Source organism: Sphingobium fuliginis, assembly GCF_004152845.1.
Classification (GTDB): domain Bacteria; phylum Pseudomonadota; class Alphaproteobacteria; order Sphingomonadales; family Sphingomonadaceae; genus Sphingobium; species Sphingobium fuliginis.
In genome coordinates, this window is the sequence record NZ_SEON01000012.1 from 53,330 (window position 1) to 76,015 (window position 22,686).

Genomic DNA, 22,686 nt, shown 5'->3' on the forward strand with positions numbered 1-22,686 from the left:
ATGATCGACCGACTGGTCGGGCGTCAACCAAAAATTTCTTCCCTGACCAGTTTGACAGCCGACCAGTCGGTCGACTACTTATCGCTCGACCGATCGGTCGGGTGAGTATTAGAACGGGAGCAGGCCGGCTCGAATCCGGCGGCGTAATTGGAGCGGATGCGTGGATTTCGAACAGTCGGCCAAATCCAGGGAATGGATGGAGCGCGTAAGGGCGTTCATGGAGGAGCACATCGTTCCTGCCGTTCCGGTCTATCACCAACAGTCCGCCGCGATCGATCGCTGGACCGAAATCCCGCCCGTGTTCGACGAACTCAAGGACAAGGCGCGGGAGGCGGGGCTGTGGAACATCTTCATGCCGCCATCTGAGCATGACGATGAATTTTTCACCAGCGTCGGCCTCACCAATGTCGAATATGCGCCGATCGCCGAACTGATGGGCCGGATTTCCTTCGCCAGCGAGGTGTTCAACTGCATGGCGCCGGACACCGGCAATTTCGAGGTGCTGCATCGCTATGGCACGGCCGAGCAGAAGCAGCGCTTCATGGTGCCGCTGCGTGACGGCCAGACCCGGTCCGCCTTCCTGATGACCGAACCGGCCGTCGCTTCATCCGACGCGCGGAACATCCAGACCGACATTCGCCGCGACGGAAGCGACTATGTCATCAACGGCCGGAAATGGTGGTCGTCGGGAGCGGGCCATCCGCGCTGCGACTTCTTCATCGTCATGGGCAAGACCGATCCGGACGCCGCGCCCTACCGGCAGCAATCGATGATCCTGGTGCCGCGCGACACGCCGGGCGTGACGCTTGTGCGGCACCTCCCCGTCTTCGGTTACGATCATGCGCCGCACGGCCATTTCGAGGTGGCGCTGGAGAATGTGCGCGTGCCGGCGGAGAATATGCTGCTGGGCGAAGGCTGCGGCTTCGAGATCGCGCAGGGCCGCCTTGGTCCCGGGCGCATCCACCACACGATGCGCAACATCGCGACGATGGAAGTCGCGCTGGAAAAGATGTGCCGGCGCCTCCTTTCGCGACGGGCCTTCGGCAAGGTCATCGCCGAACATTCGGTCTGGGAGGAACGGATCGCCCGCGCCCGTTGCGAGATCGAGATGGCGCGCCTGCTGTGCCTGAAGGCCGCGCATATGATGGATACGGTCGGCAACAAGGCCGCCCGCGCCGAAATAGCGATGATCAAGATCGCCGCACCGAAAATGGCGCAGCAGATCGTCGACGACGCGATACAGGCGCATGGCGGCGGCGGCGTCAGCGACGATTTCGGCCTGGCGGAGCTTTGGGCGAACACCCGCATCGTGCGGCTGACCGATGGGCCCGACGAGGTTCATGAACGCCAGCTCGCCCGGATGGAACTCGCCAAATATGCGGAAGGCGCAGCGTCGTGAGCGCCGCGCAGCCTGCCGCGACGATCGGCTCGAAGGTCGATGTCGCCGTCAACAGTGCGTTCGACGAAGCCCGACTTGCCGCTTATCTGGCGGGTCGGATCGCGGATTTTTCCGGACCCATGCGCGTCCAGCGGTTCGAGGGCGGACAGTCCAACCCGACCTTCCTTCTGTCGACGCGGGACCAAAGCTATGTCCTGCGGCGCAAGCCGGCGGGCGTTTTGCTGAAATCCGCCCATGCGGTGGATCGCGAATATCGCATCACCATGGCCCTGCACGAAGCCGGCCTGCCCGTCGCCGAACCGCTGCTGCTTTGCGAGGACGAGGATGTCATCGGCAGCATCTTCTATGTGATGCGCTACGTTCCGGGGCGCAGTTTCTGGGACCCGCTTATGCCGGGCCTAGACCGTGCGGAGCGCGCCGCGATCTATGACTCCGCCAATGAAACGCTTGCCCGCCTGCATCTGGTCGACTTCGCGGCGCTCGGGCTCTCCGACTATGGCAAGCCGGGCAATTATTTCGCGCGGCAGATTTCCCGCTGGTCGCGGCAATATGATGCGTCGCGCACCCGCGACATCCCGGAGATGGACCGGCTGATAGACTGGCTGCCCGGCGCGATCCCGCCCACGGAAGAGCGCACCACGATCATCCATGGCGACTATTCCTTCCACAACCTGCTGGTCCATCCGACCGAGCCGCGCGTATCCGCCGTCATAGACTGGGAGTTGTCGACCCTGGGCAATCCGCTCGGCGACCTCACCTACCATATGATGGAGTGGTTCAGGCCGGAGGGCGTGGACGTGCGCGGAACCCTGCGCGGCGCCGATCTTGCCGCGCTCGGCATTCCCACGGCCGAAGATTACGCCCGCCGCTATTGCGAGCGGACCGGCCTTCGCGGCGATCCGACGCATCCTTTCTATCGCGCCTTCAACCTGTTCCGGGTGGCCGCCATTCTGCAGGGCATCGCCGGCCGGGCGCGCGACGGCGTGCAGACCGCAAGCAATGCCGCCGACATCGTCACACGGATCGAACCACTCGCCAAGGCCGCCTGGCTGGCGGCGCGGGAGGCCGGCGCAGTCTGATCTTCTGACAGGATGAAACGAGATTTCAGGGCGAAAGACAAAATGGCCCTAATCAGAGGGAGAGAGATGATGACAAGGTTCAAGATTGGCCGACTGGCGCTTCTTTCGGGATGCGCGTTTGCCGGGATCATCGTGCCGGCCCATGCGCAAACGGCGGCGACGGCGACGACCGAACCGCAGTCGGCGGAGGATGCCGCCGCGCCTTCCACGCGAGACATCATCGTTACCGGAACGCGCGTCGTGCGCGACGGCTACAACCAGCCGACGCCCGTCACCGTCGCGCCCACCACGGAGCTGGAGAAGGCGACCCCCACCAACCTTGCCGATGCGATCAACAAGCTGCCGCAATTCGCCAACTCGGTCAGCCCGCAGTCGAACAGCCAGTTGCAGGGCAATAGCGGCGAGCATGGCAATCTGCTCAACCTGCGCGGCGTCGGCCCGACGCGGGCGCTGATCCTGCTCGACGGCATCCGCGTGCCGCCCACGACATTCCGCGGCGCGGTGGACGTCAACACGATTCCGCAACTGCTGATCCAGCGCGTCGACGTCGTGACCGGCGGCGCATCGGCGGTCTACGGCTCCGACGCTGTCAGCGGCGCGGTCAACTTCGTCCTCGACAAGAAGTTCGAAGGCGTGAAGGGCGTCGCGCAGCGCGGCGTATCGACCCGCGGCGACCTCGGCAACTATCGCATCGGCATTGCGGGGGGCCTCAGCTTTGCGGGCGATCGCGGCCATATCCTCGCCTCGGTCGAGCGTTTTCACAGCGATGGCATCAAGCGCAGCGCGCGCATCTATGGTGACGACGCCTATGCGGCCGTGGGTTCGGTCCCCGGGTCGACCGCCGCACCGGGCCGCGAGGCAAACCCGTTCATCTTCCTGCCGAACCTGCGTTTCACGACCAACGACTATAATAACGGCATCATCCTGACGAGCACCGTGCCCTCGCTCACCAATAATATCTTCCTGCCGGGCGGCGCGGTGCGGCCCATCCAGCGCGGCACAGCCACTGGTACGCCGGGCACCAATGTGGGCGGCGACGGCCTTTATATTCCCGGCTTCAACCAGTTGATCGCGCCGCTGACGACGACACAGGGCTTTGGCCGCCTGGCCTACGACCTGACGGACGGGCTGACGGCGCATGTCCAGGGCAGCTACTCGCGCAGCGTCACCAGCTACGATACGCAGGCCCAGTCCGTACTCGGCTTCCGCTTCTTCAGCGGCAACGCCTTCCTGAACCCGGCGGTCCAGGCGCAAATGGGGCCGAATGACAGCTTCACCGTCTTCCGCTTCATCGGTGAGCAGGGGCCGATCCCGACGCGGGAGGCGACCAATGCCTATCTCATCAACGGCGGCCTTGAATGGAACCTTGGCGGATGGAACGTCACCGCCGACTACACCCATGGCAAGTCCGTCACCAAATTCGCCCAGACGCAGGTCGAGATTCCCAAGCTGGCAGCGGCGCTGGACGCGGTTCGCGGTCCGAACAATTCGATCGTCTGCCGCGTTACGCTGACCAATCCCGGACTCTATCCGGGGTGCACGCCGCTCAATGTCTTCGGCGCGGGAACGCCCACGTCCGCCGATCTGCAAACCGTCCTTGGCGTATCCCGTTACCGCGCCATGAACACGACCGACGACTTCGTCCTGTCGGCGCGCGGGGATCTTTTCGAGCTTCCGGCAGGCCCGGTCACGGTCGCCATTGGCGGGCAATATCGCAAGCAGAAGCTGGACCTGACGTCCAATTCCGATCCCGCCGTGCCGGTGGACTTCACCGGGCTGCGGGGCATTCCGGCCAATCGCATGACCCGCTTCAACAACACCAATGTCGGCTCGGCCTTCGGCAAGCTGAACGTGAAGGAAGTGTTTGCCGAAGCGCAGGTTCCGGTATTCAAGGGCCAACCCTTCGCCGAGGAGCTGAGCCTCAACGGCGCTTTCCGCCTGACCGACTACAGCACCAGCGGAAGCGTCAAGACCTGGAAGGTCGGGGCGGTCTACAAGCCGATCCAGGACGTGATGTTCCGCGTCACGCGCTCGCGCGATATTCGCGCGCCCTCGCTGTTCGAACTGTTCGCGGGCGTTCAGACTGCGCCGGTGAACTTCAACGACCCTCACACCGGCCAGCCGGGTTCGATCCGTCAATTCAGCGGCGGCAACCCCGACCTCGATCCCGAAACCGGCGACACGTTCGCGGCGGGCGTGGTCCTCAGCCCCAGTTTCCTGCCCGGCTTCGACGTTTCTGTCGATTATTACGACCTCAAGATCAAGGGCGCCATCGCCACGCAAGGGCTGAACGATGTCGTCAACGAGTGCGAAACGTCGAACGGCACGTCGCCGACCTGCGCCCTTATCGAAAGGCCGCTGCCGTTCAGCGACCGGTCGGCCGCCAACTATCCGATTTCGGTGAGCCTCATCACGCAGAATATCAGCTTCCTGCGCACCAGCGGCCTCGACATCACCATGTCGTACCGGACCAAGCTGGGCGATGGCGAACTCACCCTGCGCGCCTTCGCCAACTATCTGGACCGGTACAAGACGCAGACCAATTCCATCGCGCCGGTGATCGATTATGCCGGCCATGGCGTCAACAGCCAGACCGGCTATGCCTATCCCAAGTTCAGGGGCACGCTCAGCGCCAATTACACCAATGGGGGCCTCACCCTGTTCGTGCAGGAATCGATGATCGGCAAGGTGACCATCGGCAACCTCAAGAACGATCCGACGTCCTTTTATGCGGTCCCGGCGATCAAGCCGGTCTTCTACACCGACGCCACGGCATCCTATAAGTTCGACGTGCGCGGGGAGCCGGAACTGTTCGTGACGGCCACGAACCTGTTCGACCGCAAGCCGCCGCTGGTCGCCGCAGCCGCCGCGCCGGGCCTTCTCTATCCGACCCTGTTCACGCTCTACAACGTCGCCGGGCGCACGCTCACGGCGGGGGTCCGTTTCAAGTTCTGATGGATTGCCGAACGGACTGCCCGCAAGGGAAGTTCGATAGTCCGGGGAGGCTCGCCCAAAGCGGGCCTCCCTTCAATCCCGGAGCCATTCAAAAGGTAAACGCATGAACAGCCCTCCCATCGGACTCACCGCCCCGCCGACGACCTCCGCCGCCGGGTTGCGCCGTACGATGCTGGTCATGCTGGGCCTGGTTTCGATGTTCAACTATATCGATCGCACGGTCCTGTCGGTGCTTCAGGAACCGATCAAGCGCGAACTGGGGCTAAGCGACGGCCAGCTCGGACTGCTGACCGGCCTTGCCTTCGCGCTGTTCTACGCGACGCTGTCCCTTCCGATCGCGCGTCTGGCGGATCGCTTCAATCGCCGCAACATCATCGCCGCCTCGCTCGCCACCTGGAGCGGCATGACGGCGCTATCGGGCCTGGCGACCGGTTTTGGCTCTCTGGTAGCCTTCCGCATCGGCGTCGCGCTGGGAGAAGCGGGTTCCGTGCCGGCTTCCCATTCCATCATCGCCGATTACTACCCGCCCGAAAAACGGGTGACGGCGCTTGCCCTGTGGGGACTGGCGCTCCCGGCCGGGATCATGCTCGGCTATGCGTCGGGCGGCTGGATCGCCTCGGCGCTGGGATGGCGTCTTGCCTTCGGGGTGATCGGCGTCGCGGGGCTGGCGCTGGCGCCGATCGTCCTGCTGCTCGTGCGGGAGCCTGCGCGGACGGGATCAGACCCTTCGATCCGAACGGAAAAGGCGCCGCCCCTCGGCGAAGCCATGCGCTTCCTGTGGCGGTTGCGGACCTATCGCTACATGCTGATCGGCACGACCCTTCACGCCTTCGCCCAATATGCGATGATGAGCTGGTCCGCGCCCTTCTACATGCGCGTCCACCACATGCCGCTTGCCGACGTCGCCTCCTGGCTGGCGCTGATGAACGGGCTGGGCGGCGGCATCGGCATCTATCTGGGCGGCCGCCTGTCGGACGCGGCGGGATCGCGCGATCCGGCGGGCCGCGTCTGGGTGAGCGCCGCCGCGATGCTCCTGATGGTGCCCGCCGCGCTGGTCCAGTTCCTGATTCCTTCGCTGACCGCGTCGCTGGCGTTCGGCTTTATCGCGACCATGCTGATGTTCTTCTATTATGGCCCGATCATAGGCGTCCCACAGTCCGTCGTTCCGCCGCGCATCCGGGCACTTACGTCGGCCGTGACCCTGCTGGTCTTCAATCTGTTCGGACTCGGTCTGGGGCCGGCGGTGACGGGGTTCCTCAGCGATTATCTGGCGGCGGCGGATGGGATGCACGACACATCGCTGCGTTACGCGCTTTCGGCTGTGGTGCTGTTCTCGCTCGCGGGCGCCGGCAGCATCGCCTGGGCATCCCGCTTCTACGCGGACGATCTCAAACGGCAGTGAGTCTCACGCCACCGTCCGGCCATTGTCGATCACGATTTCCGCCCCGTTCAGCCGGGCGGACTCGTCCGACACCAGGAACAGGACCAGGTCGGCGACATGCTCCGGCTGCCCCTCATGCCTTTGGGCGGCTTCGCGCAATCCGGGCGCGGCGAAGCGATAGGCCTCGCGAACCATCTGCGTATCGTGCGAGCCGGGGAGAACCACATTGGCGCGAACCGGATAGTCCTGCTGCTGGCAATGCACGATCAGGCTGCGCGTCATGGAGAGTACGGCGCCCTTGGCCGCGCTATAGGCGAACACCGCCGGATTGCCCCGGATCGCGGCCACGGACGCGATGTTGACGATCGATCCCGCCCCGCTGGCCGCCAGCGGCGGCAGGCAGGTCTTGCATCCCAGAAACGTCCCTTCCGCCGAAACGGCCATCACGCGGCGGAATGCCTCCAGCGACGACTGCTCGACGGTTTCGAAGGCGGCAATGCCCGCATTGTTGACCAGCGCATCGAGCCGGCCATGCGCCCGCATGATCTTCGTCAACGCGGCCTGCCATTGCGCTTCGCTCGTCACGTCCAGGCGGAGCGCCATCGCTGCCGGAAGCGTCTCGACGACCCGTTGCGCCTCCTCCTCGTCGACATCGGCGACGACCACCCGCGCGCCCTCGCGCGCCAACGCTTCGGCGTCGGCCTTGCCCAGCCCCTGCGCCGCGCCGGTCACGAGGACGACCTTCCCCTCAACCCTGCCCTTCTTCGCCATGGCCGATCCCTTCAGGCCGCCAGGGCGGCACGGGCGGCGGTTCCACCGCCATGGAGACGCGACAGCAGCAGCACGCGCCGCAGCCCACGCCCGACCGCAAGTTCATCGGTCACACCCATGCCGCCATGCAACTGCACCGCCTCCTCCGCGAGCTTCAAGGCAGCGTCGCCAATATAGGCCCTTGCTGCCGTCACGGCCCGGACCCGTTCTTCCTCCTCGGCCAGGGCCGATTTCAAAAGCAAAGATCGGGATTGCTCCAGCCAGGTGTACATCCGGGCGCAGCGATGCTGCACGACCTGAAAGCTCGCGATCGGCTTGCCGAACTGGTGGCGCTGCCTGACATAATCGACGGTCAGGTCAAGCAAGGTCGCCATCGCGCCGACCAGTTCGGCGACGATCGACAGGCCGGCCAGGGCTTGAGCCTCTGCCCACGCGCTCCCCGGAATCGTGAGCGGCACGGCATGCACCGCATCGAATCGCACATGGGCTGCCATGCTGCCGTCGACCAGACGAACCGGCATCCTGCGGACGCCGCTGTCCTGCCCATCGATCAGCAGAAGCGCGCCCGCTTCCGTCTCCACGACAAAGGCGTCGGCATCCATGCCGTCCCGGACGATGCCCCCCGATCCGCAGAGCCTTCCGTCCGTCATCGCACCTCCCGGCGCAAATGCGAGCAGAGCCTCCCCTTGCATCAGCCTGTCGCCCCAGCGCCGGGCCACAGGATCACCAGCGATCGCCCGGCCGCAGAGCAGAACGGCTTCGGTCAGTGGCGTGATCGCAAGGGCGCGCCCCATCTCTTCGGAGACAATCATCACCTCCACCGCGCCGCCGCCCAGGCCGCCTGCCTGCTCCGGCGCCAGCAGGGCGAAAAGACCGAGTTCCCCCAATGCGCGCCAGTCGTCGGGAGACATCGGCCCTTTCGCCATGGTCGCCGCGTCATAGCGGTCAGCCAGAAAGCGGCGGACCATGTCGCGGACCATCGCCTGCTCATCGCTGAGCGCGAGGTTCATGGCTCAGAGCACCTCGATGATCGAGGCGTTGGCGATGCCGCCGCCCTCGCACATGGTCTGAAGGCCGTAGCGCTGGCCCCGCGCCTTGAGCGCATGGATGAGCGTCGCCATCAGCTTCGTGCCGGTCGCGCCGAGCGGATGGCCAAGCGCAATCGCGCCCCCGTTGACGTTCAACCTCGCCGGGTCCGCGTCGAGCGCCTTCATCCATGCCATGGGGATCGACGCGAAGGCTTCGTTCACTTCGAACAGGTCGATGTCCTTCATCGACATGCCGGCCCGATCGAGAACCCGCCGCGTCGCCGGGATCGGCTCTTCCAGCATGATGACCGGATCGCCCGCCGTGACCGCCAGGTTGACGATGCGGGCGATGGGCGTCAGGCCATGCGCCCTGACGGCCGCTTCGGAAGCAACGAGTACGCCGCTCGCGCCGTCGCAGATCTGGCTTGCGGTCGCCGCGGACAGCGTGCCGCCCTCGCCCAGCAGCTTGACCGAACCGATCGACTCCATCGACGCATCGGCGCGGACCCCTTCGTCTCGGTCGTGGATGGCCTGCTCCCCTTCCGCCGTGACGATGGGCACCGGCACGATCTCCCTGTCAAAGGCGCCCGCATCCATGGCCGCCGCCGCCTTCCGGTGGCTGGCGAGCGCGAACCGGTCATGATCGTCGCGGGTGAAGCCATATTTGTCGGCGATCATCTGCGCGCCCTGAAACTGGCTGAACATCTCCACGCCATAACGCTTCTGGATCGCCTCGGAGAAAGGATTGGCGCCGATGCCGCCCGCTTTCGCCAATGTGATGGGGGAACCCATCGGCACGCGCGTCATGCTTTCGACGCCCCCTGCGATCACGATGTCCTGAAGGCCCGACATGACCGCCTGCGCCGCGAAATGCACCGCCTGCTGGGACGAGCCGCACTGCCGGTCGATCGTCACCGCCGGCACGCTGTCGGGCAGGCTGGACGCGAGCACGATGTTGCGGCCGAAGGCGAAGGTCTGCTCGCCCACCTGGCTGACGCAACCGATGATCACATCATCGATCGCGGCCGGATCAACGCCCGCATCGGCGACCAGCGCGTCCAGCACGAGGGCGCCAAGATCGGCGGGGTGCCACCCGGCAAGCCGGCCGTTGCGGCGGCCACCGGCGGTGCGGCGTGCGGAAACGATATAGGCTTCAGGCATGATGCATCCTTCTTGTGTCTAAAGGCCGAGCGCGGCCTTCGCGATCAGGGTGAGCTGGATTTCGCTGGTGCCGCCGAAGATCGACCAGGCGCGGGCGTTGAGGTAGCGGGCAGCCGCGACCTGCGCTTGCGCCGAACCGACCGGAGCGGGCATGTCGTCGCCGTAGAAGGGACGCTCGACCGGCAGTTGAAGACCGGCGAGGCCGAAGGCGTCCACCGCCAGCGCCTCAACGCCCTGCCGGATTTCGGACGCCAGCAGCTTGGTGGTCAGGCTGCGCGGGTCGGGCGCGGCGCCATGCTCGATCTCGATCAGCGTCCGAAGCTCTGTCATCTCCAGCGCTTCCGCCTCCAGTTGGAGCCGGAGAGCGCGATCCGCCAGTTCGCCGGTCAGCGGCCCTGTCGATGTCCGCAACCGGGCAAGATCAGCCAGGATCGCCGGCGCGAAGCTCGATCCGCCGCGCTCATTCTCCAGCAGGAACTTGGCGATCGACCAGCCTTGCCCTTCGTCGCCGACACGGTCCGAGACCGGCACCCGTACTTCATCGAGGAAGACCTCGTTCAGTTCGTGATCGCCCGATGCGCTGAGGATCGGCTTCACCATCACGCCGGGCAGCGCCATGTCGATCAGCAGGAAGCTGATGCCCTGCTGCGGCTTCACATGCGGGTCGGTCCGGACCAGGGCGAAGAGCCAGTTCGCATATTGCGCCTGCGTGGTCCAGATCTTGTGCCCCGACACGACATAATGATCGCCATCGCGCACGGCGCGGGTGCGCAGGCTTGCAAGGTCGGAGCCGGAACCGGGTTCCGAAAAACCCTGCGCCCACACATGTTCAGCCGAGCGGAGGCGCGGGAGATAATGATCCTTCTGCGCCGGGGTGCCATAGGTGTACAGCACCGGCCCCACCAGCTTCAGGCCCATGCCGGGAAGGACCGGCGCGCCTGCCTCCGCACATTCCTTTTCGAAAATCCAGCGCTGGACCGGCGTCCATCCCGGCCCGCCCGCATGGTCCGGCCAGTGATAGACGAGCCATCCCTTCGCTTCCAATATCGCCTGCCATTCGCGTGCGATGTCGGGTTCAGCGAAGACACCGGATGTCAGTGCGGCCCCGCGCCGAAGCGCGGGCGAAAGCGACGCGGCGAGGAAAGCGCGCACCTCCTCGCGGAACGCATGCTGTTCTGGGCCAAGCGCCAGGTCCATGGCGTCAGCGCTCCACGATGGCGACGGCGGAGACGCCCGGTGCGCCATAAACGTGGCTGTAACCGAGGCGCAGCCTGCCCGGCGCCTGTCGTGCGCCCGCCTGCCCGATCAACTGCACATAATTCTCATAGACCTGACGAAGCCCCGATGCGCCGATCGGCTCCCCGCAGGCAAGGCACCCGCCATCTGTGTTGACCGGCAGGCTGCCGTCGATCCGCGTGCGGCCCTCAGCGATCCATGCGGTCTGCTCACCATCGGCGCAAAAGCCATTCTCCGCCATGTGCATGATCTCGGCTCCCGCCTCCGTGTCCTGAAGCTGTGCTATGTCGATGTCCTCGGGGCCGACGCCCGCCATGTCGTAGGCCGCCTGAGACGCGACGCTGGTGGGCGAGCCGCCACGCTCCAGATCAAGCGCTGGCGAAAAGACCTCGAACGAACCGGGGGGCCGGGTGCGGACGGCCGCGGCACGCAATCTTACCGCAGGCAGTCCAAGTTCGCGCGCCTTCCTGCCGCTCGCCAGCAACAGTGCGACCGCGCCTTCGCCCGGCGAGCAGAACATGAATTTGGTGAGCGGGTCGCTGACCATCTGCGAATGGAGGATGGTGTCCATATCGACCGCCTCGCGCCGCCAGGCATGATCGGCCAGAACGCCGTTGGCAAAGGCCTTTTCGGCGACAGCGCCCAGCGTGTGCGGGGTGATGCCGTATAGGCTCATATAGCGCTGAATCTTCATGGCGAAGAACTGGGTGGTCAGCATCAGCCCCGTCTCGCCATACCAGTCCGGCAACCCCCAATCCGCTGGAAGAGGCGAGAAAGAGCCGCGCGGGTGCTTGTCGAAACCTACCGCGAGGCCCAGATCGAACTCGCCGGACTTGATCGTGCTGTAGGCGCCGAACATGGCCGAACCGCCAGTCGCGCATCCGTTGGCGACGTTGATGAAGGGAATGCTGGTAAGCCCCAGCTCCGACACCATCGTGTCCGCATTGCCGGCGGCGTCCGACCCGCCGAAGGCGAACTGGACATCGCGCCATGCCAACCCCGCCCGTTCGAGCGCCTGGCGGACGGCGAAGACGCCCTGCTGCAGGCCCGAAAGGCCAGGGGTGCGGCCGAAGGGATGAATGCCCGCGCCGATGATGAAGACGTCTTCGCTCATGCCCCAACCCCCTTGTCCGGCGCGAAGCCGAAGCTGGTGCGCAGCGTTCCGTCCGTCATCTCGAAAGGCAGCGGCACGACGCGCATCGCCATGCCAATTGCCAGATCATCGAACGCCACATCGACCAGACGCCCCTCGACGATCAGCGCTCCATCCAGATCGACATAGCCCACGGCATAGGGCTCGAACGCTTCCGGGCCGGCATAGGGCGGCGACTTGGGGCGGAAGCGCTGGATAGTCCACGACCAGAGCCGGCCCGTGCGCGGCAGCAGGACGCGCTCGTAGCGCGGGTCGTCTTCCGGTCGCGCCGGAAAGCACAGGCGATTGGTTGCCCGCTCTCTGGAGGCAAACAGCGCATTGCCCTCTGTCTCGGGGCAGATGAGGCCGTCGGCTATCGGAACAGGCAGGGTGTCGGGCATCTCTTGTCTCCTTCCGAAGACATAGCGCCCGACCGTTCGGTCGGCTTCTGACCAATGCGACAGGGGTTAGTTTATCATGCCCAGAAAGCCGAGCTGCGCCGCCTTGAACATCGTCTGGTCGCGGTTGACCGCGTCCAGCTTCACGGATGCCGATCGGATGTGGAATCGCACCGTGGTGCGTTGCAGGCCCAGGATGATGCCGATTTCCTCGTTCGTCTTTCCGGCAGCCGCCCAGCGCAGGCATTCCACTTCGCGCTTGGTCAAGGATATGCTCCCCAGCCCGGGCCGCGCCCGCGCCGTAACCTTGACATAGCTTTGCACGAAGGCCCGCGCGAGCACAGCCAGAGCGTCCGCGGCACAGGCATAGGCATCGGACAGGTCGTTGGCCTCGGGCTCGGGCGAGAGGAAACTGGCCGCGCCGATCTGCCCGAACGGCAGGTGGATCGGAACCACGATCGCGGCCGCCGTCATCGCCCGGATGCGGAAATCATGGAGGTCGATCACGTCGAGCAGCGGGTTGGGCAGGCGGGTGAAAAAGCCATGCGCGTTGCACCAGAACGGCTCCGCCTCCACCCGGCAGGCGTGAACGATGGGCGAGGAAAGGGCAAGCTGAGGCACCTCCCACCAGCGCGACTCCTCGCCGCGAAAACCAAAAACCTCGCTTGCCAGCACGGCGCCATTCCCGTCGCGCATCGGTTCGCGGGAGGCCACATTATGCGTCACCGCCGTGCGCAACCCGCAAAGGTCCATCACCGCATCGCGCAGCCGCTCCGCCGCCGGTCCTATCCCCCCCGGCTCCGAAAAGCGGACCGCGTCGATCAGGGCGGCGGACGGCATCGTGCAGGAGGGGCCGGCAGCGGACATGATCAGCGGCCTTTCAGGCTCAGCCCCTCGAAAAAGGGCTGGCAGATCGCGTCGGCGACGTCCTCGGGCGGTCTGCGCTTGGCCAGGGGAGGATACCATTTATAGGCCCAGTTGCACATGCCGAGGAAGCCAAGGGTGGTGAGCCCCGGGTCGCACGGGCGGAAATGGCCGTTCGCGATCCCCTGTTCGATGATGCCGCGCACCCGCTGCAGATAGGCGTTGCGCTGCGCCCGGATATGGTCGCGCATCTTGCCTTCCAGATCTTCATAATGGTCCATGAACGCCCGGACATAACCCGGATGCTCCGCAATCTGCCGCAGGATGTCGATGCATGCCGCGCGCAGGCGGCCGAGCGGATCGTCCGATCCGCCTTCCTCGTCGAGGCCTGCCAGCAGCGCGCTCATATGGGCGTCGTGCATCGCGAAGAGGATGGCGTTCTTGCTGGGGAAATAATGGTAGAGCGTCGGCTTGCCGAGGCCCACCTCATCGGCCAGCATCTGCATCGACGCCTTGTGATATCCCACCCGGTCGAACAGCGTCGCGCAATGCCTCAATATCTCGTTGCGCTTCTCGTCATGCGCCTCGGTCGTCTGCCGTTTCTTTGTTGCTTCTCGCGCCATCGCCGGCTCTGTTCCCTGTTCTGCGTCCTACCTCTCACAAAGGTAAGTCGACCGTCTGGTCGGTTCCTCCTAGGGATGGCGGCTGGATGAAAAGAATGCAAGCGCGAGGGAGCGGACAATGCAAGTTGAGGGCAAGACAGCGCTGATCACCGGAGCGAGTTCGGGTTTGGGCCGGCATTTCGCTCGCCTGCTGGCGCGGGAAGGGGCGACGGTCGTGATAGCGGCGCGCCGAGTCGACGCGCTCTCGGCGCTCTCCGATGAGATTGGGCGACAAGGCGGCACATGCATTCCCGTCGCCATGGATGTGACCGATCCGGACGCGGTCGCGGCGGCCTTCCGGCAAATCGAGCGCGACCTTGCGGCGCCTCTCTCCATCCTCGTCAACAATGCAGGCGTAGCCCACATGCGTGCGGCGCTCGATCTCAGCGCAACCGAGTGGTCGCAGGTGCTCCAGCCCAATCTGACCGGCGCCTTCCTCGTGGCCCAGCAGGCGGCGCGCATGATGCGGGGCGAAGGCGGGACGATCGTCAACGTCGCCTCGATCCTGGGGGAACGCGTGTCCAAGGGGCTGGCCGCCTATGCCGCCAGCAAGGCCGGCCTCATCCAGTTGACGAAGGCGCTTGCGCTGGAATGGGCGGCGTTCGACATCCGGGTCAACGCGCTCGCGCCCGGCTATATCGAGACGGACCTCAACCGCGACTTCTTCGCATCCGACGCAGGTCAGCGGCTCATCTCGCGCATCCCGCAGAAGCGACTGGGCCAGATGCAGGATCTGGACGGGCCGCTCCTGCTGCTATGTTCCGATCAGTCGCGCTACATGACGGGCGCGGTCATCGCGGTGGATGGCGGGCACCTCGTCAGCGGTCTTTAAGGACGGACGACCCTCACGCATCCATCGCGGTCGCGCCGATGACCCAGGCGGACAGGCCGGCGGTCGGCACGGCGCAGATCACCGCTTCGGCCACTGCTTCCTCGCTGGCGCCGGCGGTGCGCGCGCCCTTCATGTGAACGGACGCCCATGAACTATAATCGGCGACGAGGACGGTGACGAGCAGCAGTTCCGCATGGACAGGCCCCAGCGCCGTCCCCGACAAAGTCCCCTCGCGCATGAGATAATAGGCGTCGGCGCCAAGGGGCTTGACCTCGAACAGCTTGCCCAGCGAAGGGGGCATGGTGCCGAAATATTGAAGGAAATTGGCCTGCGCCGCGCCATCTTCCACCACCATGTCGTCGTCGGGCCAATCGGGATCGACGGCTTCGGGGTAGATTTCCCGGAAAAGATCATGGAAGCGCAGCGACGCCCCCTCGCCGCGCACGCTTGCCAGGATTGCGATCGCCGCGCCGGCCTCCGCCTCGGTGAGACCGGCCGCCCGGGCTTCGGCCAGTTCCCGCGTCGCAAGTTCCCGATAGCCCTTCATCGTGGCGGCGCAGGCGACGAACAATCGCTTCATCCGGGCGGGGACAGCGCCATCGGTATCGATGATCGCGCGCCAGCGGCGAAATCCCGCGACGGTCTTCGGGGCGTCGCGACGCAGGCGGCCAAGGCTGGCGAGCGGGGGCAGAAGATCAGTCATCGTCTCTCCGATAATGCATGGACCGTCCGGTCGGTTGAACATGGCTATGCCGCTTCGCGATCGCGGTCAACTTCTGATAAGGAGTTGACGTCCGACCGGACGGTCGACTACATCGCACGCTTATACAGGGCCGATCCCGGTTCGGCCGATGCGAGAGGAGCACGCCCGGATGAGGGACTTCAAGGGCAGGACGGCAGTCATTACGGGGGCCGGCAGCGGCATCGGCGCGGCGCTCGCGCATCTTGCCGCGCGGGAGGGGATGAAGCTGGTCCTCGCCGACATCAATCTTGCCGACCTTGAAGCAGTGGCCGGCACCATCGACAGCGCGGCCATCGCGCTCCACAGAACCGACGTGGCCGATCCGGAGGCGGTACAGGCTCTGGCCGACCTCGCATGGTCGCGCTTCGGCGAGGTATCCCTGCTGTGCAACAATGCCGGCGTCGTCCCCGGCGGCCGCCACCGGCTCGTCTGGGAATATGGGCTGGAGGACTGGCGCTGGGCCTTCGGGGTCAACATGGAGGGCGTGGTCAACGGCATCCGCAGCTTCGTGCCCCGGATGCTGGCCGAGGGACGGCCGGGACATATTCTCAACACCGCGTCCGTGGCCGGCTTCGTGAGCGGCGAAGGCTCCGCCGTCTATGGCGCGTCCAAACATGCCGTCGTCCGCATCACCGAAGCGCTCTATGCCGGCCTGCGTGAGCGGAACGCCCCGATTGGCGTCACGATGCTGTGTCCCGGCCTGGTCGCAACCCGCATTTACGAGGCCGAACGATCCCGCCCTGCCCATCTGCGATCCAGTGATGGGCAGCCGGCGGAAGCCGCCGAGTTCCAGTCGATTTCGGACAATCTGTTCCAGAATGCCCCATCGCCTGAGGAAGTCGCCGCGCAGGCGTTCGACGGCATCCGGAATGACCGGTTCTACGTCTTTACCACGACCCGTTACGATCCGGTGATCGCGCAGCGGACGCAATCGATCCTTGCGCGGGAAAATCCGCTATTCGACAGCCTGATTTCGCTCAGCAAGGGCAAGGCTGACGCAGAAGAGGAAAGATCGTGAGCAGGCTTCAGGCGCGGATCGCGCTCATCACCGGCGCCGCTTCGGGCATCGGGCTCGCCACCGCACGGCGCTTCGCGACGGAGAGCGCGACACTCATCCTGGCGGACCGCAATGGAGATGCCCTGTCGGATGCGGCCAAGTCCCTGCCGGGCGACGGCCATGAGGTCGCCGTCATGGACGTCACCGATGAACAGGCATGGGTCGCGCTGGCGGATCGGATACGAACACGGTTCGGCACGCTCGACATCCTCGTGAACAATGCCGGGTTCGGCAAGTTCGCGTCGATTGCGGACACGACATTGGCGCAATGGCGCTCGATCATCGCCGTCAATCTCGACAGTGTTTTCCTGGGCACCAAATATATGATGCCGCTGCTCGCCGCCTCGGGCCGGGGCGCGATCGTCAACATGTCCTCCATTCGGGGCATCGTGGCCGGGGCGGGCACCGGCTCCTACAGCGCGGCTAAGGGGGGTGTCCGGATGTTCACCAAGGCGACCGCCCTCGAATGCGCTGCCGCCGGCAATGGCGTGCGGGCGAACTCCATTCACCCCGGTCACATCGCGACGCCGCTGACCGCGCCTGCCTATGCCGATGCGGAAACAGCCAGGAGCCTGCTGGCGGATGTCCCGCTCGGCCGGATCGGGGAAGCGGAGGAGATAGCGGATGGAATCCTGTTCCTGGCAAGCGACGAGTCCCGCTACATGACGGGCGCCGAACTTGTGATCGATGGGGGGAGCACTGCGCAATGACCGAGCGAGCGAACGCCATCGCGTCGAAAGTGGAAGCCTTCGTCCGGACCGTGATCATTCCCTATGAAAAGGACAGTCGCCTCGGCTTCCATGGCCCGGAAGACGCGCTCGTCGCGGAGCTGCGCGCAAAAGCACGCGAAGCAGGCGTGCTTACCCCGCATATCCTGCCTGACGGATCGCATCTGACGCAGCGGGAAACGGCCATCGTCCTCATCAAGACCGGCCTGTCGCCGCTCGGCCCCCTCGCCTGCAACACCGCCGCGCCTGACGAAGGCAATATGTATCTGCTCGGAAAGGTCGGCAGCGCCGAACAGAAGACGCGATTTCTCGACCCGCTGGTGAGGGGCGAAGCGCGCTCCGCCTTCTTCATGACCGAGCCTGCCGAAACCGGCGGCGCGGGGTCCGATCCGTCGATGATGCAGACGACCTGCCGGCTCGACGGCAATCATTGGGTCATCAACGGCCGCAAGAAGTTCATCACCGGGGCGGAAGGGGCGCGCGTGGGCATCGTCATGGCCCGGTCGGACGAGGGCGCCTGCATGTTCCTTGTCGACCTGCCCGACCCGGCGATCCGGACGGTGCGCGTGATCGACACGATCGACAGTTCGATGCCCGGCGGGCATGCGGAGGTCGACATCGTCGATCTGCGCGTTCCGGCGGACCAGATGCTGGGCGCGAGCGGAGAAGGCTTCGCCTATGCGCAGATACGCCTCAGCCCTGCCCGCCTGTCCCACTGCATGCGCTGGCTCGGCCTTGCGACGCGCGCGCAGGAAATCGCCACCGACTATGCCTGCCGCCGCCACGCCTTCGGCAAGCCGCTGGTCGATCATGAAGGCGTCGGCTTCATGCTGGCGGACAACCTCATCGACCTGAAGCAGGCCGAACGCATGATCGACTGGTGCGCGGGCGTTCTCGACACGGGTTCGCTCGGCACGGCGGAAAGCTCCATGGCGAAGGTCGCGGTGTCGGACGCGCTGTTCCGCGTCGCCGACCGCTGCGTTCAGGTGATGGGCGGGACGGGCGTGTCCGGCGACACCATCGTCGAGCAGGCGTTCCGGGAAATCCGCGCCTTCCGCATCTACGACGGCCCGACCGAGGTTCATAAGTGGAGCCTGGCCAAGAAGATCAAGCGCGACTGGAAGGCGGCGCAGGGATGAACGCTGGACGATGGATGCCGGCCATGCGGCCGATGCTGGTCCTCCTGCCGATCCTTATGTCGACCGCTGGGCATGCCGAGCCAGCGAACTTCGCCGCGCCGGAAGCGCCCACTTCGCAAGCCGGATATGGCGAGGACCTGCTGCCCAGGGACGAGAAGGACCGCGCCACCCTGCTCCGGACCGTCGCATTCGATGCGACCGTCTATGGCATGGCTGCCTATCTGCATTATGAGCAACTCTATCGGCAGGTGTTCGATCGAAGTTCGAGCAATTATACCGGATTCAACCGCTTCGCGCATGAGAGGAACCTGGCGGGGCCGGACTATGCCACCTTCAAGGTGCCCAATACGGACACGCTTTACTCCACCGCCTGGATCGACCTGAGCAAGGGGCCGGTCGAAATCGACATCCCGGCCACGCAGCTCAAATATTTCACGCTCAACATCTTCGACATTTTCGGCAATCCCAGCAATCTCAGCAATCGCACGATAGGCGTCAAAGGCAGCCGCTTCCTGCTGGTGCCGCGCGGCTGGCGCGGCATCCCGCCCGCCGGGGTCACGGTCTATCCAGCCGCCACCACCCAGCTATGGATCCTGATGCGCGCCTTCGCCCAGTCCGACGCCGAAGTCCGGACTGCGCGTGCTTTTCAGGATGCGGTCCGGATCATCGTTCCGGAAGGCGAAGGGACGGCGGACTCTGATGGCGAAACATCGCCACCACCACCCGCCTCTGGCGCTATCGGCTATTTCCGGGCGCTCGACTATCTGCTTCGGGCCAATGGCTGGCAGCCGGGCGAGGAGGCGCTTGTGTCGCGATTCCGGCTGCTCGGCATAGCGGGCGACCGCCCGTTCAACCCTGACAGGCTGACCCCGGCCATGCGAGCCGCGATCGAAAGCGGTTACGCGGAGGCGCTGGACATGCTCACCCGCGCCAAGTCGCAGTTGGGCGAACCCACCGGCACGGGCTGGATGAAGGTCAACAAGGGCGTTTACGGTTTCAATTATCTGCGCCGGTCCGTCATCAACATGGCCGGCCTCGGCGCGAATGTGCGGGAGGAAAATGCGTCCTACACCACGTTCGCGGACGGCCAGGGCGCGGCGCTGGACGGCGCGTCGTCGCGCTACATGCTGCGGCTGCAAAGGCCTCCGCCCGTCAACAGCTTCTGGTCCGTCACCCTCTACGACGCGAAGACCTTCGCCCTTCATCCCAATCCGCTGCGCCGCTATCTGGTGAGCGACCGGACAAAGGGCCTGAAGATGCAGAAGGATGGGTCGATCGAAATCCGCATCCAACACGCCGCATCCTCCGATGGAAACTGGCTTCCCGCACCGGCTGGCCCATTTTTCGTGGTGATCCGCGCCTACGGACCGAAGCCCGACATGCTGAACGGCCAATGGCTGCCCCCGCCCATTTCAAGGGAAGGCGACGCACGATGAATGCCCTGGTCGAAGACAATAGCGGCACCGCCGCCGTCCGCCCCGGCTATGAGCTGGATCTGGGAGCGCTGGACGCCTGGATGCGCGCCAATGTCGCCGATTATGGCGGGCCGCTCAGGGTCGAGCAGTTCAAGGGCGGGCAGTCCAATCCGACCTACAAGCTGATCACGCCGGGCAAGAGCTACGTCCTGCGCAAGCAACCGCCCGGCCCCCTGCTCAAAGGGGCCCATGCGCTCGACCGGGAGGCGAGAGTGATCGCCGGCCTCTCCGGGGCAGGATTCCCGGTCGCCGCCGTCCATGGCCTGTGCACCGATCCCGCGATCATCGGCACGATCTTCTACGTCATGGACATGGTGGAGGGCCGCATCTTCTGGGATGCCGCGGTCCCCGATGTGTCCCCCGCAGAAAGAGCCGCGCTCTTCGATGCGATGAACGCCACGATCGCCGACCTCCACAGCATCGATCATGTGGCCGCCGGCCTTGCGGACTATGGCCGACCCGGAAACTATTTCGAACGGCAGATCGCGCGCTGGTCCCGCCAATATCTTGAGGACGCGGAGGCAGGGCGCGATCCCTATATGGACAGGCTGGTGGAATGGCTCCCCGCCCACATCCCGCCGGGCGAGGAAACGAGCATCGTCCATGGCGATTTCCGCATCGACAATCTGATCTTCCACCCGACGCAGCCGCGCGTGTTGGCCGTGCTCGACTGGGAGCTTTCGACGCTCGGCCATCCGGGCGCCGACTTCGCCTATCACGCGATGATGTATCGGATGCCGCCGCATATCGTCGCCGGCCTGGGCGGGAGCGACCCCGCCGCGCTCGGCATAGCCGATGAAGAGGCCTATCTCGCCGCCTATTGTCGGCGCAGGGGGCTGGCGGACATGCCGGGTTACGACTTCTATATCGCCTTCAACTTCTTTCGCCTCGCCGCCATCTTCCATGGCATCAAGGGCCGGGTCATTCGCGGCAATGCGTCCTCCGCGCAGGCGCGCGAGCGCGTCGCGGTGCTGCCGGAACTCATGCGTCTGGCGTGGCGGCAGGCGGAAAGGGCTGGCGCCCGATGAACAGCCCGGCCATCACGCTCGACATCGAGGACGGCGTCGCCTGGCTGACGCTGGCGCGCCCCGAAAAGCGCAACGCCGTCGATCCTGAATTCGCACTCCGCCTGCATGAACTGGCGGAGCACTGCGCGGCGGACCAGCAAATACGCTGCGTCGTCCTGACCGGAAGCGGCAAATTCTTCTGCGTCGGCGGCGACATCGATGCCTTCTCCGCGGCCGGGGAAGATGCCGAAGCGGCGGTCGGTGCCCTCGCGCACAGTTTCCATGCCGGCATTCATCGGCTTGCCACGATGGAAAAGCCTCTGGTCACCGCAATCAACGGCCCCGCGGCCGGCGCGGGGCTCAGCCTTGCGATATTGGGAGATATTGCGCTCGCAGCCGCCTCCGCGCATTTCACCTCGGCCTACAGCGCCGTCGGGCTGACGCCGGATGGCGGCGCATCATGGTGGTTGCCGCGCCTGATCGGGATGCGCCGGGCGCTGGAGATGCTGTTCACCAATCGACGGATCGGGGCGGATGAAGCGGCGCAATTCGGCCTTGTGACGCGCGTGGTCACCGACGATGCGCTCCGCGCCGAGGCGTCGACCGTCGCGTCGGCGCTCGCGAAGGGGCCGATCCGCGCACTCGCCAGATGTCGCGCCTTGTTGATGGAATCGGCAACCGCCGACCTTTCCGCCCAGCTGGAGCGCGAAGCCGCCTCGATTGCCGAATCGGCCGGTGCGGCGGAGGGGCGGGAAGGAGTCGCCGCCTTCCTGGCGAAGCGACCGCCGCGTTTCATGTAACCCAGGGCGATGGACAAAGCGCGCTGCAAGCCGCATGAACGTCGCAACCATGTCGGCAGGTTCGCGCCCTTGTCATGAGACCTAAGCAACTCAACTTTCCACTCAATCCCGATTACGGGACCGGCGCCACCATTCGCCGCGTATCCCTGCGCGCGCAATCCAATCGGGTCAACGCCCATCTCCTCGACAATTTTCACGAGATGCGCTGTTCCATCGTGCACGACTGCTCGATCGTGACCGCCATTACCGGCGAAAGCGTCCGCATTCCCACCACGGCATGCCCTGCCGCAGTCCACCAGCTTCAGTCCTTGGTGGGCCTGCCGATCAGCACGCGAACCCGCGACTTTTACGCCGGGGGGATTGCACGCCATCATTGCACCCACCTTCTGGACCTGGCTGTCATGGCCATTGGCCATGCTCAAAGACCATCGACGGAGATACTCTATGAAGCGGAGGTCCCGGACGAAGTCGAATTGCCTGTCCCCATGACGATCTGGCGAAATGGTCGGCTGGTCTGTCGCTGGCTGGTCCGGCAGGGCGCGATCCTGGAGCCGCTGGAGCTTCGGGGAAGGCCATTGGGAACAGGCTTTGCCGCATGGGCCAGTCTGGTTTTCGAGCAGGATCAACTTGAAGCCGCCACCATCTTGGCGCGTACTTGGCTCATAGCCATCGGTCGGCGCTACCGCCCCTCACAAGCTGCCGGTCGCCCTGCCCGCGACAATCCGGAGATGCTTGGACGATGTTACGCCTACAGCACCGGACCAGTGGAAACCGCGGTCATGACCGGAGAGAAGGAGGCTCATCTGCACCGTCTCCAGCGTGAAGCATAGGCACTTTTGA

At 65.3% G+C, this 22,686-nt stretch carries 21 protein-coding genes; 12 read left to right on the plus strand and 9 right to left on the minus strand.

Annotated features, from left to right (window positions below):
• Window positions 1-160: 160 nt before the first annotated feature.
• From EWH10_RS20725 to EWH10_RS20740, 4 genes are all read left to right on the plus strand, one after another.
• The gene (locus tag EWH10_RS20725) at window positions 161-1,399 is read left to right on the plus strand and encodes an acyl-CoA dehydrogenase family protein (RefSeq protein ID WP_262856971.1); all 1,239 of its coding nucleotides are present in this window, start codon (window positions 161-163) and stop codon (window positions 1,397-1,399) included.
• A complete protein-coding gene (locus tag EWH10_RS20730; protein WP_065846442.1) occupies window positions 1,396-2,478 on the plus strand; it encodes a phosphotransferase family protein in 1,083 nt (360 codons plus the stop codon). Before EWH10_RS20725 ends, EWH10_RS20730 begins: the two co-directional genes overlap by 4 nt.
• Before the next feature lie 69 nt (window positions 2,479-2,547).
• Window positions 2,548-5,433, plus strand: a complete 2,886-nt coding sequence (locus EWH10_RS20735; protein ID WP_229742757.1) for a TonB-dependent receptor plug domain-containing protein — start codon at window positions 2,548-2,550, stop codon at window positions 5,431-5,433.
• Window positions 5,434-5,536: 103 nt separating this feature from the next.
• The gene (locus tag EWH10_RS20740; RefSeq protein ID WP_044660526.1) at window positions 5,537-6,835 is read left to right on the plus strand and encodes a spinster family MFS transporter; all 1,299 of its coding nucleotides are present in this window, start codon (window positions 5,537-5,539) and stop codon (window positions 6,833-6,835) included.
• Between the two features lie 3 nt (window positions 6,836-6,838).
• Here EWH10_RS20740 and EWH10_RS20745 read toward each other — a convergent pair whose 3' ends face one another.
• The 8 genes from EWH10_RS20745 to EWH10_RS20780 all read right to left on the minus strand — a co-directional run bounded on the left by EWH10_RS20745 (window position 6,839) and on the right by EWH10_RS20780 (window position 14,027).
• Window positions 6,839-7,585 (minus strand): SDR family oxidoreductase, encoded by a 747-nt coding sequence (locus EWH10_RS20745; protein ID WP_044660525.1) that lies wholly within the window; start codon window positions 7,583-7,585, stop codon window positions 6,839-6,841.
• An 11-nt stretch (window positions 7,586-7,596) separates the two neighbouring features.
• Window positions 7,597-8,595: an acyl-CoA dehydrogenase family protein gene (locus EWH10_RS20750; protein WP_044660524.1), complete on the minus strand. Its 999-nt coding sequence runs from the start codon at window positions 8,593-8,595 to the stop codon at window positions 7,597-7,599.
• 3 nt (window positions 8,596-8,598) lie between these two features.
• Window positions 8,599-9,774 carry an acetyl-CoA C-acetyltransferase gene (locus EWH10_RS20755; protein ID WP_044660523.1) on the minus strand — a complete coding sequence of 392 codons (1,176 nt, stop codon included), beginning with the start codon at window positions 9,772-9,774 and terminating at the stop codon, window positions 8,599-8,601.
• A gap of 18 nt (window positions 9,775-9,792) precedes the next feature.
• Complete coding sequence (locus EWH10_RS20760) at window positions 9,793-10,971, minus strand: acyl-CoA dehydrogenase family protein (protein WP_065846444.1); 1,179 nt, start codon at window positions 10,969-10,971, stop codon at window positions 9,793-9,795.
• Window positions 10,972-10,975: 4 nt separating this feature from the next.
• The gene (locus EWH10_RS20765) at window positions 10,976-12,124 is read right to left on the minus strand and encodes a thiolase family protein (protein WP_044660521.1); all 1,149 of its coding nucleotides are present in this window, start codon (window positions 12,122-12,124) and stop codon (window positions 10,976-10,978) included.
• Window positions 12,121-12,543, minus strand: coding sequence for a Zn-ribbon domain-containing OB-fold protein (locus EWH10_RS20770; RefSeq protein WP_044660520.1), 423 nt, complete (start codon window positions 12,541-12,543; stop codon window positions 12,121-12,123). The genes EWH10_RS20765 and EWH10_RS20770 overlap by 4 nt, the downstream gene beginning before the upstream one ends.
• A gap of 66 nt (window positions 12,544-12,609) precedes the next feature.
• A complete protein-coding gene (locus EWH10_RS20775; RefSeq protein ID WP_044660519.1) occupies window positions 12,610-13,407 on the minus strand; it encodes a helix-turn-helix transcriptional regulator in 798 nt (265 codons plus the stop codon).
• Between the two features lie 2 nt (window positions 13,408-13,409).
• Window positions 13,410-14,027 carry a TetR/AcrR family transcriptional regulator gene (locus EWH10_RS20780; RefSeq protein ID WP_025547929.1) on the minus strand — a complete coding sequence of 206 codons (618 nt, stop codon included), beginning with the start codon at window positions 14,025-14,027 and terminating at the stop codon, window positions 13,410-13,412.
• A 118-nt stretch (window positions 14,028-14,145) separates the two neighbouring features.
• On the opposite strand from EWH10_RS20780, the gene EWH10_RS20785 reads away from it, so the two are divergent.
• On the plus strand, window positions 14,146-14,898 hold the full coding sequence (locus EWH10_RS20785) for an SDR family NAD(P)-dependent oxidoreductase (protein WP_044660518.1): 753 nt from the start codon (window positions 14,146-14,148) through the stop codon (window positions 14,896-14,898).
• A gap of 13 nt (window positions 14,899-14,911) precedes the next feature.
• Here EWH10_RS20785 and EWH10_RS20790 read toward each other — a convergent pair whose 3' ends face one another.
• Entirely contained in the window at window positions 14,912-15,601 is a 690-nt protein-coding gene (locus tag EWH10_RS20790; protein WP_044660517.1) for a carboxymuconolactone decarboxylase family protein, read from the minus strand.
• Window positions 15,602-15,770: 169 nt separating this feature from the next.
• On the opposite strand from EWH10_RS20790, the gene EWH10_RS20795 reads away from it, so the two are divergent.
• The 7 genes from EWH10_RS20795 to EWH10_RS20825 all read left to right on the plus strand — a co-directional run bounded on the left by EWH10_RS20795 (window position 15,771) and on the right by EWH10_RS20825 (window position 22,676).
• Window positions 15,771-16,658 carry an SDR family NAD(P)-dependent oxidoreductase gene (locus EWH10_RS20795; protein ID WP_044660516.1) on the plus strand — a complete coding sequence of 296 codons (888 nt, stop codon included), beginning with the start codon at window positions 15,771-15,773 and terminating at the stop codon, window positions 16,656-16,658.
• Window positions 16,655-17,407 carry an SDR family NAD(P)-dependent oxidoreductase gene (locus EWH10_RS20800; RefSeq protein WP_025547936.1) on the plus strand — a complete coding sequence of 251 codons (753 nt, stop codon included), beginning with the start codon at window positions 16,655-16,657 and terminating at the stop codon, window positions 17,405-17,407. Before EWH10_RS20795 ends, EWH10_RS20800 begins: the two co-directional genes overlap by 4 nt.
• The gene (locus EWH10_RS20805) at window positions 17,404-18,564 is read left to right on the plus strand and encodes an acyl-CoA dehydrogenase family protein (protein WP_044660515.1); all 1,161 of its coding nucleotides are present in this window, start codon (window positions 17,404-17,406) and stop codon (window positions 18,562-18,564) included. The genes EWH10_RS20800 and EWH10_RS20805 overlap by 4 nt, the downstream gene beginning before the upstream one ends.
• Window positions 18,561-20,000: a DUF1254 domain-containing protein gene (locus EWH10_RS20810; protein ID WP_044660514.1), complete on the plus strand. Its 1,440-nt coding sequence runs from the start codon at window positions 18,561-18,563 to the stop codon at window positions 19,998-20,000. The genes EWH10_RS20805 and EWH10_RS20810 overlap by 4 nt, the downstream gene beginning before the upstream one ends.
• Window positions 19,997-21,067, plus strand: coding sequence for a phosphotransferase family protein (locus EWH10_RS20815; protein ID WP_044660513.1), 1,071 nt, complete (start codon window positions 19,997-19,999; stop codon window positions 21,065-21,067). Before EWH10_RS20810 ends, EWH10_RS20815 begins: the two co-directional genes overlap by 4 nt.
• On the plus strand, window positions 21,064-21,846 hold the full coding sequence (locus tag EWH10_RS20820) for an enoyl-CoA hydratase/isomerase family protein (protein WP_044660512.1): 783 nt from the start codon (window positions 21,064-21,066) through the stop codon (window positions 21,844-21,846). The genes EWH10_RS20815 and EWH10_RS20820 overlap by 4 nt, the downstream gene beginning before the upstream one ends.
• Window positions 21,847-21,920: 74 nt before the next feature.
• Window positions 21,921-22,676 (plus strand): DUF2889 domain-containing protein, encoded by a 756-nt coding sequence (locus EWH10_RS20825; protein ID WP_044660511.1) that lies wholly within the window; start codon window positions 21,921-21,923, stop codon window positions 22,674-22,676.
• The last annotated feature ends 10 nt before the right edge of the window (window positions 22,677-22,686 follow it).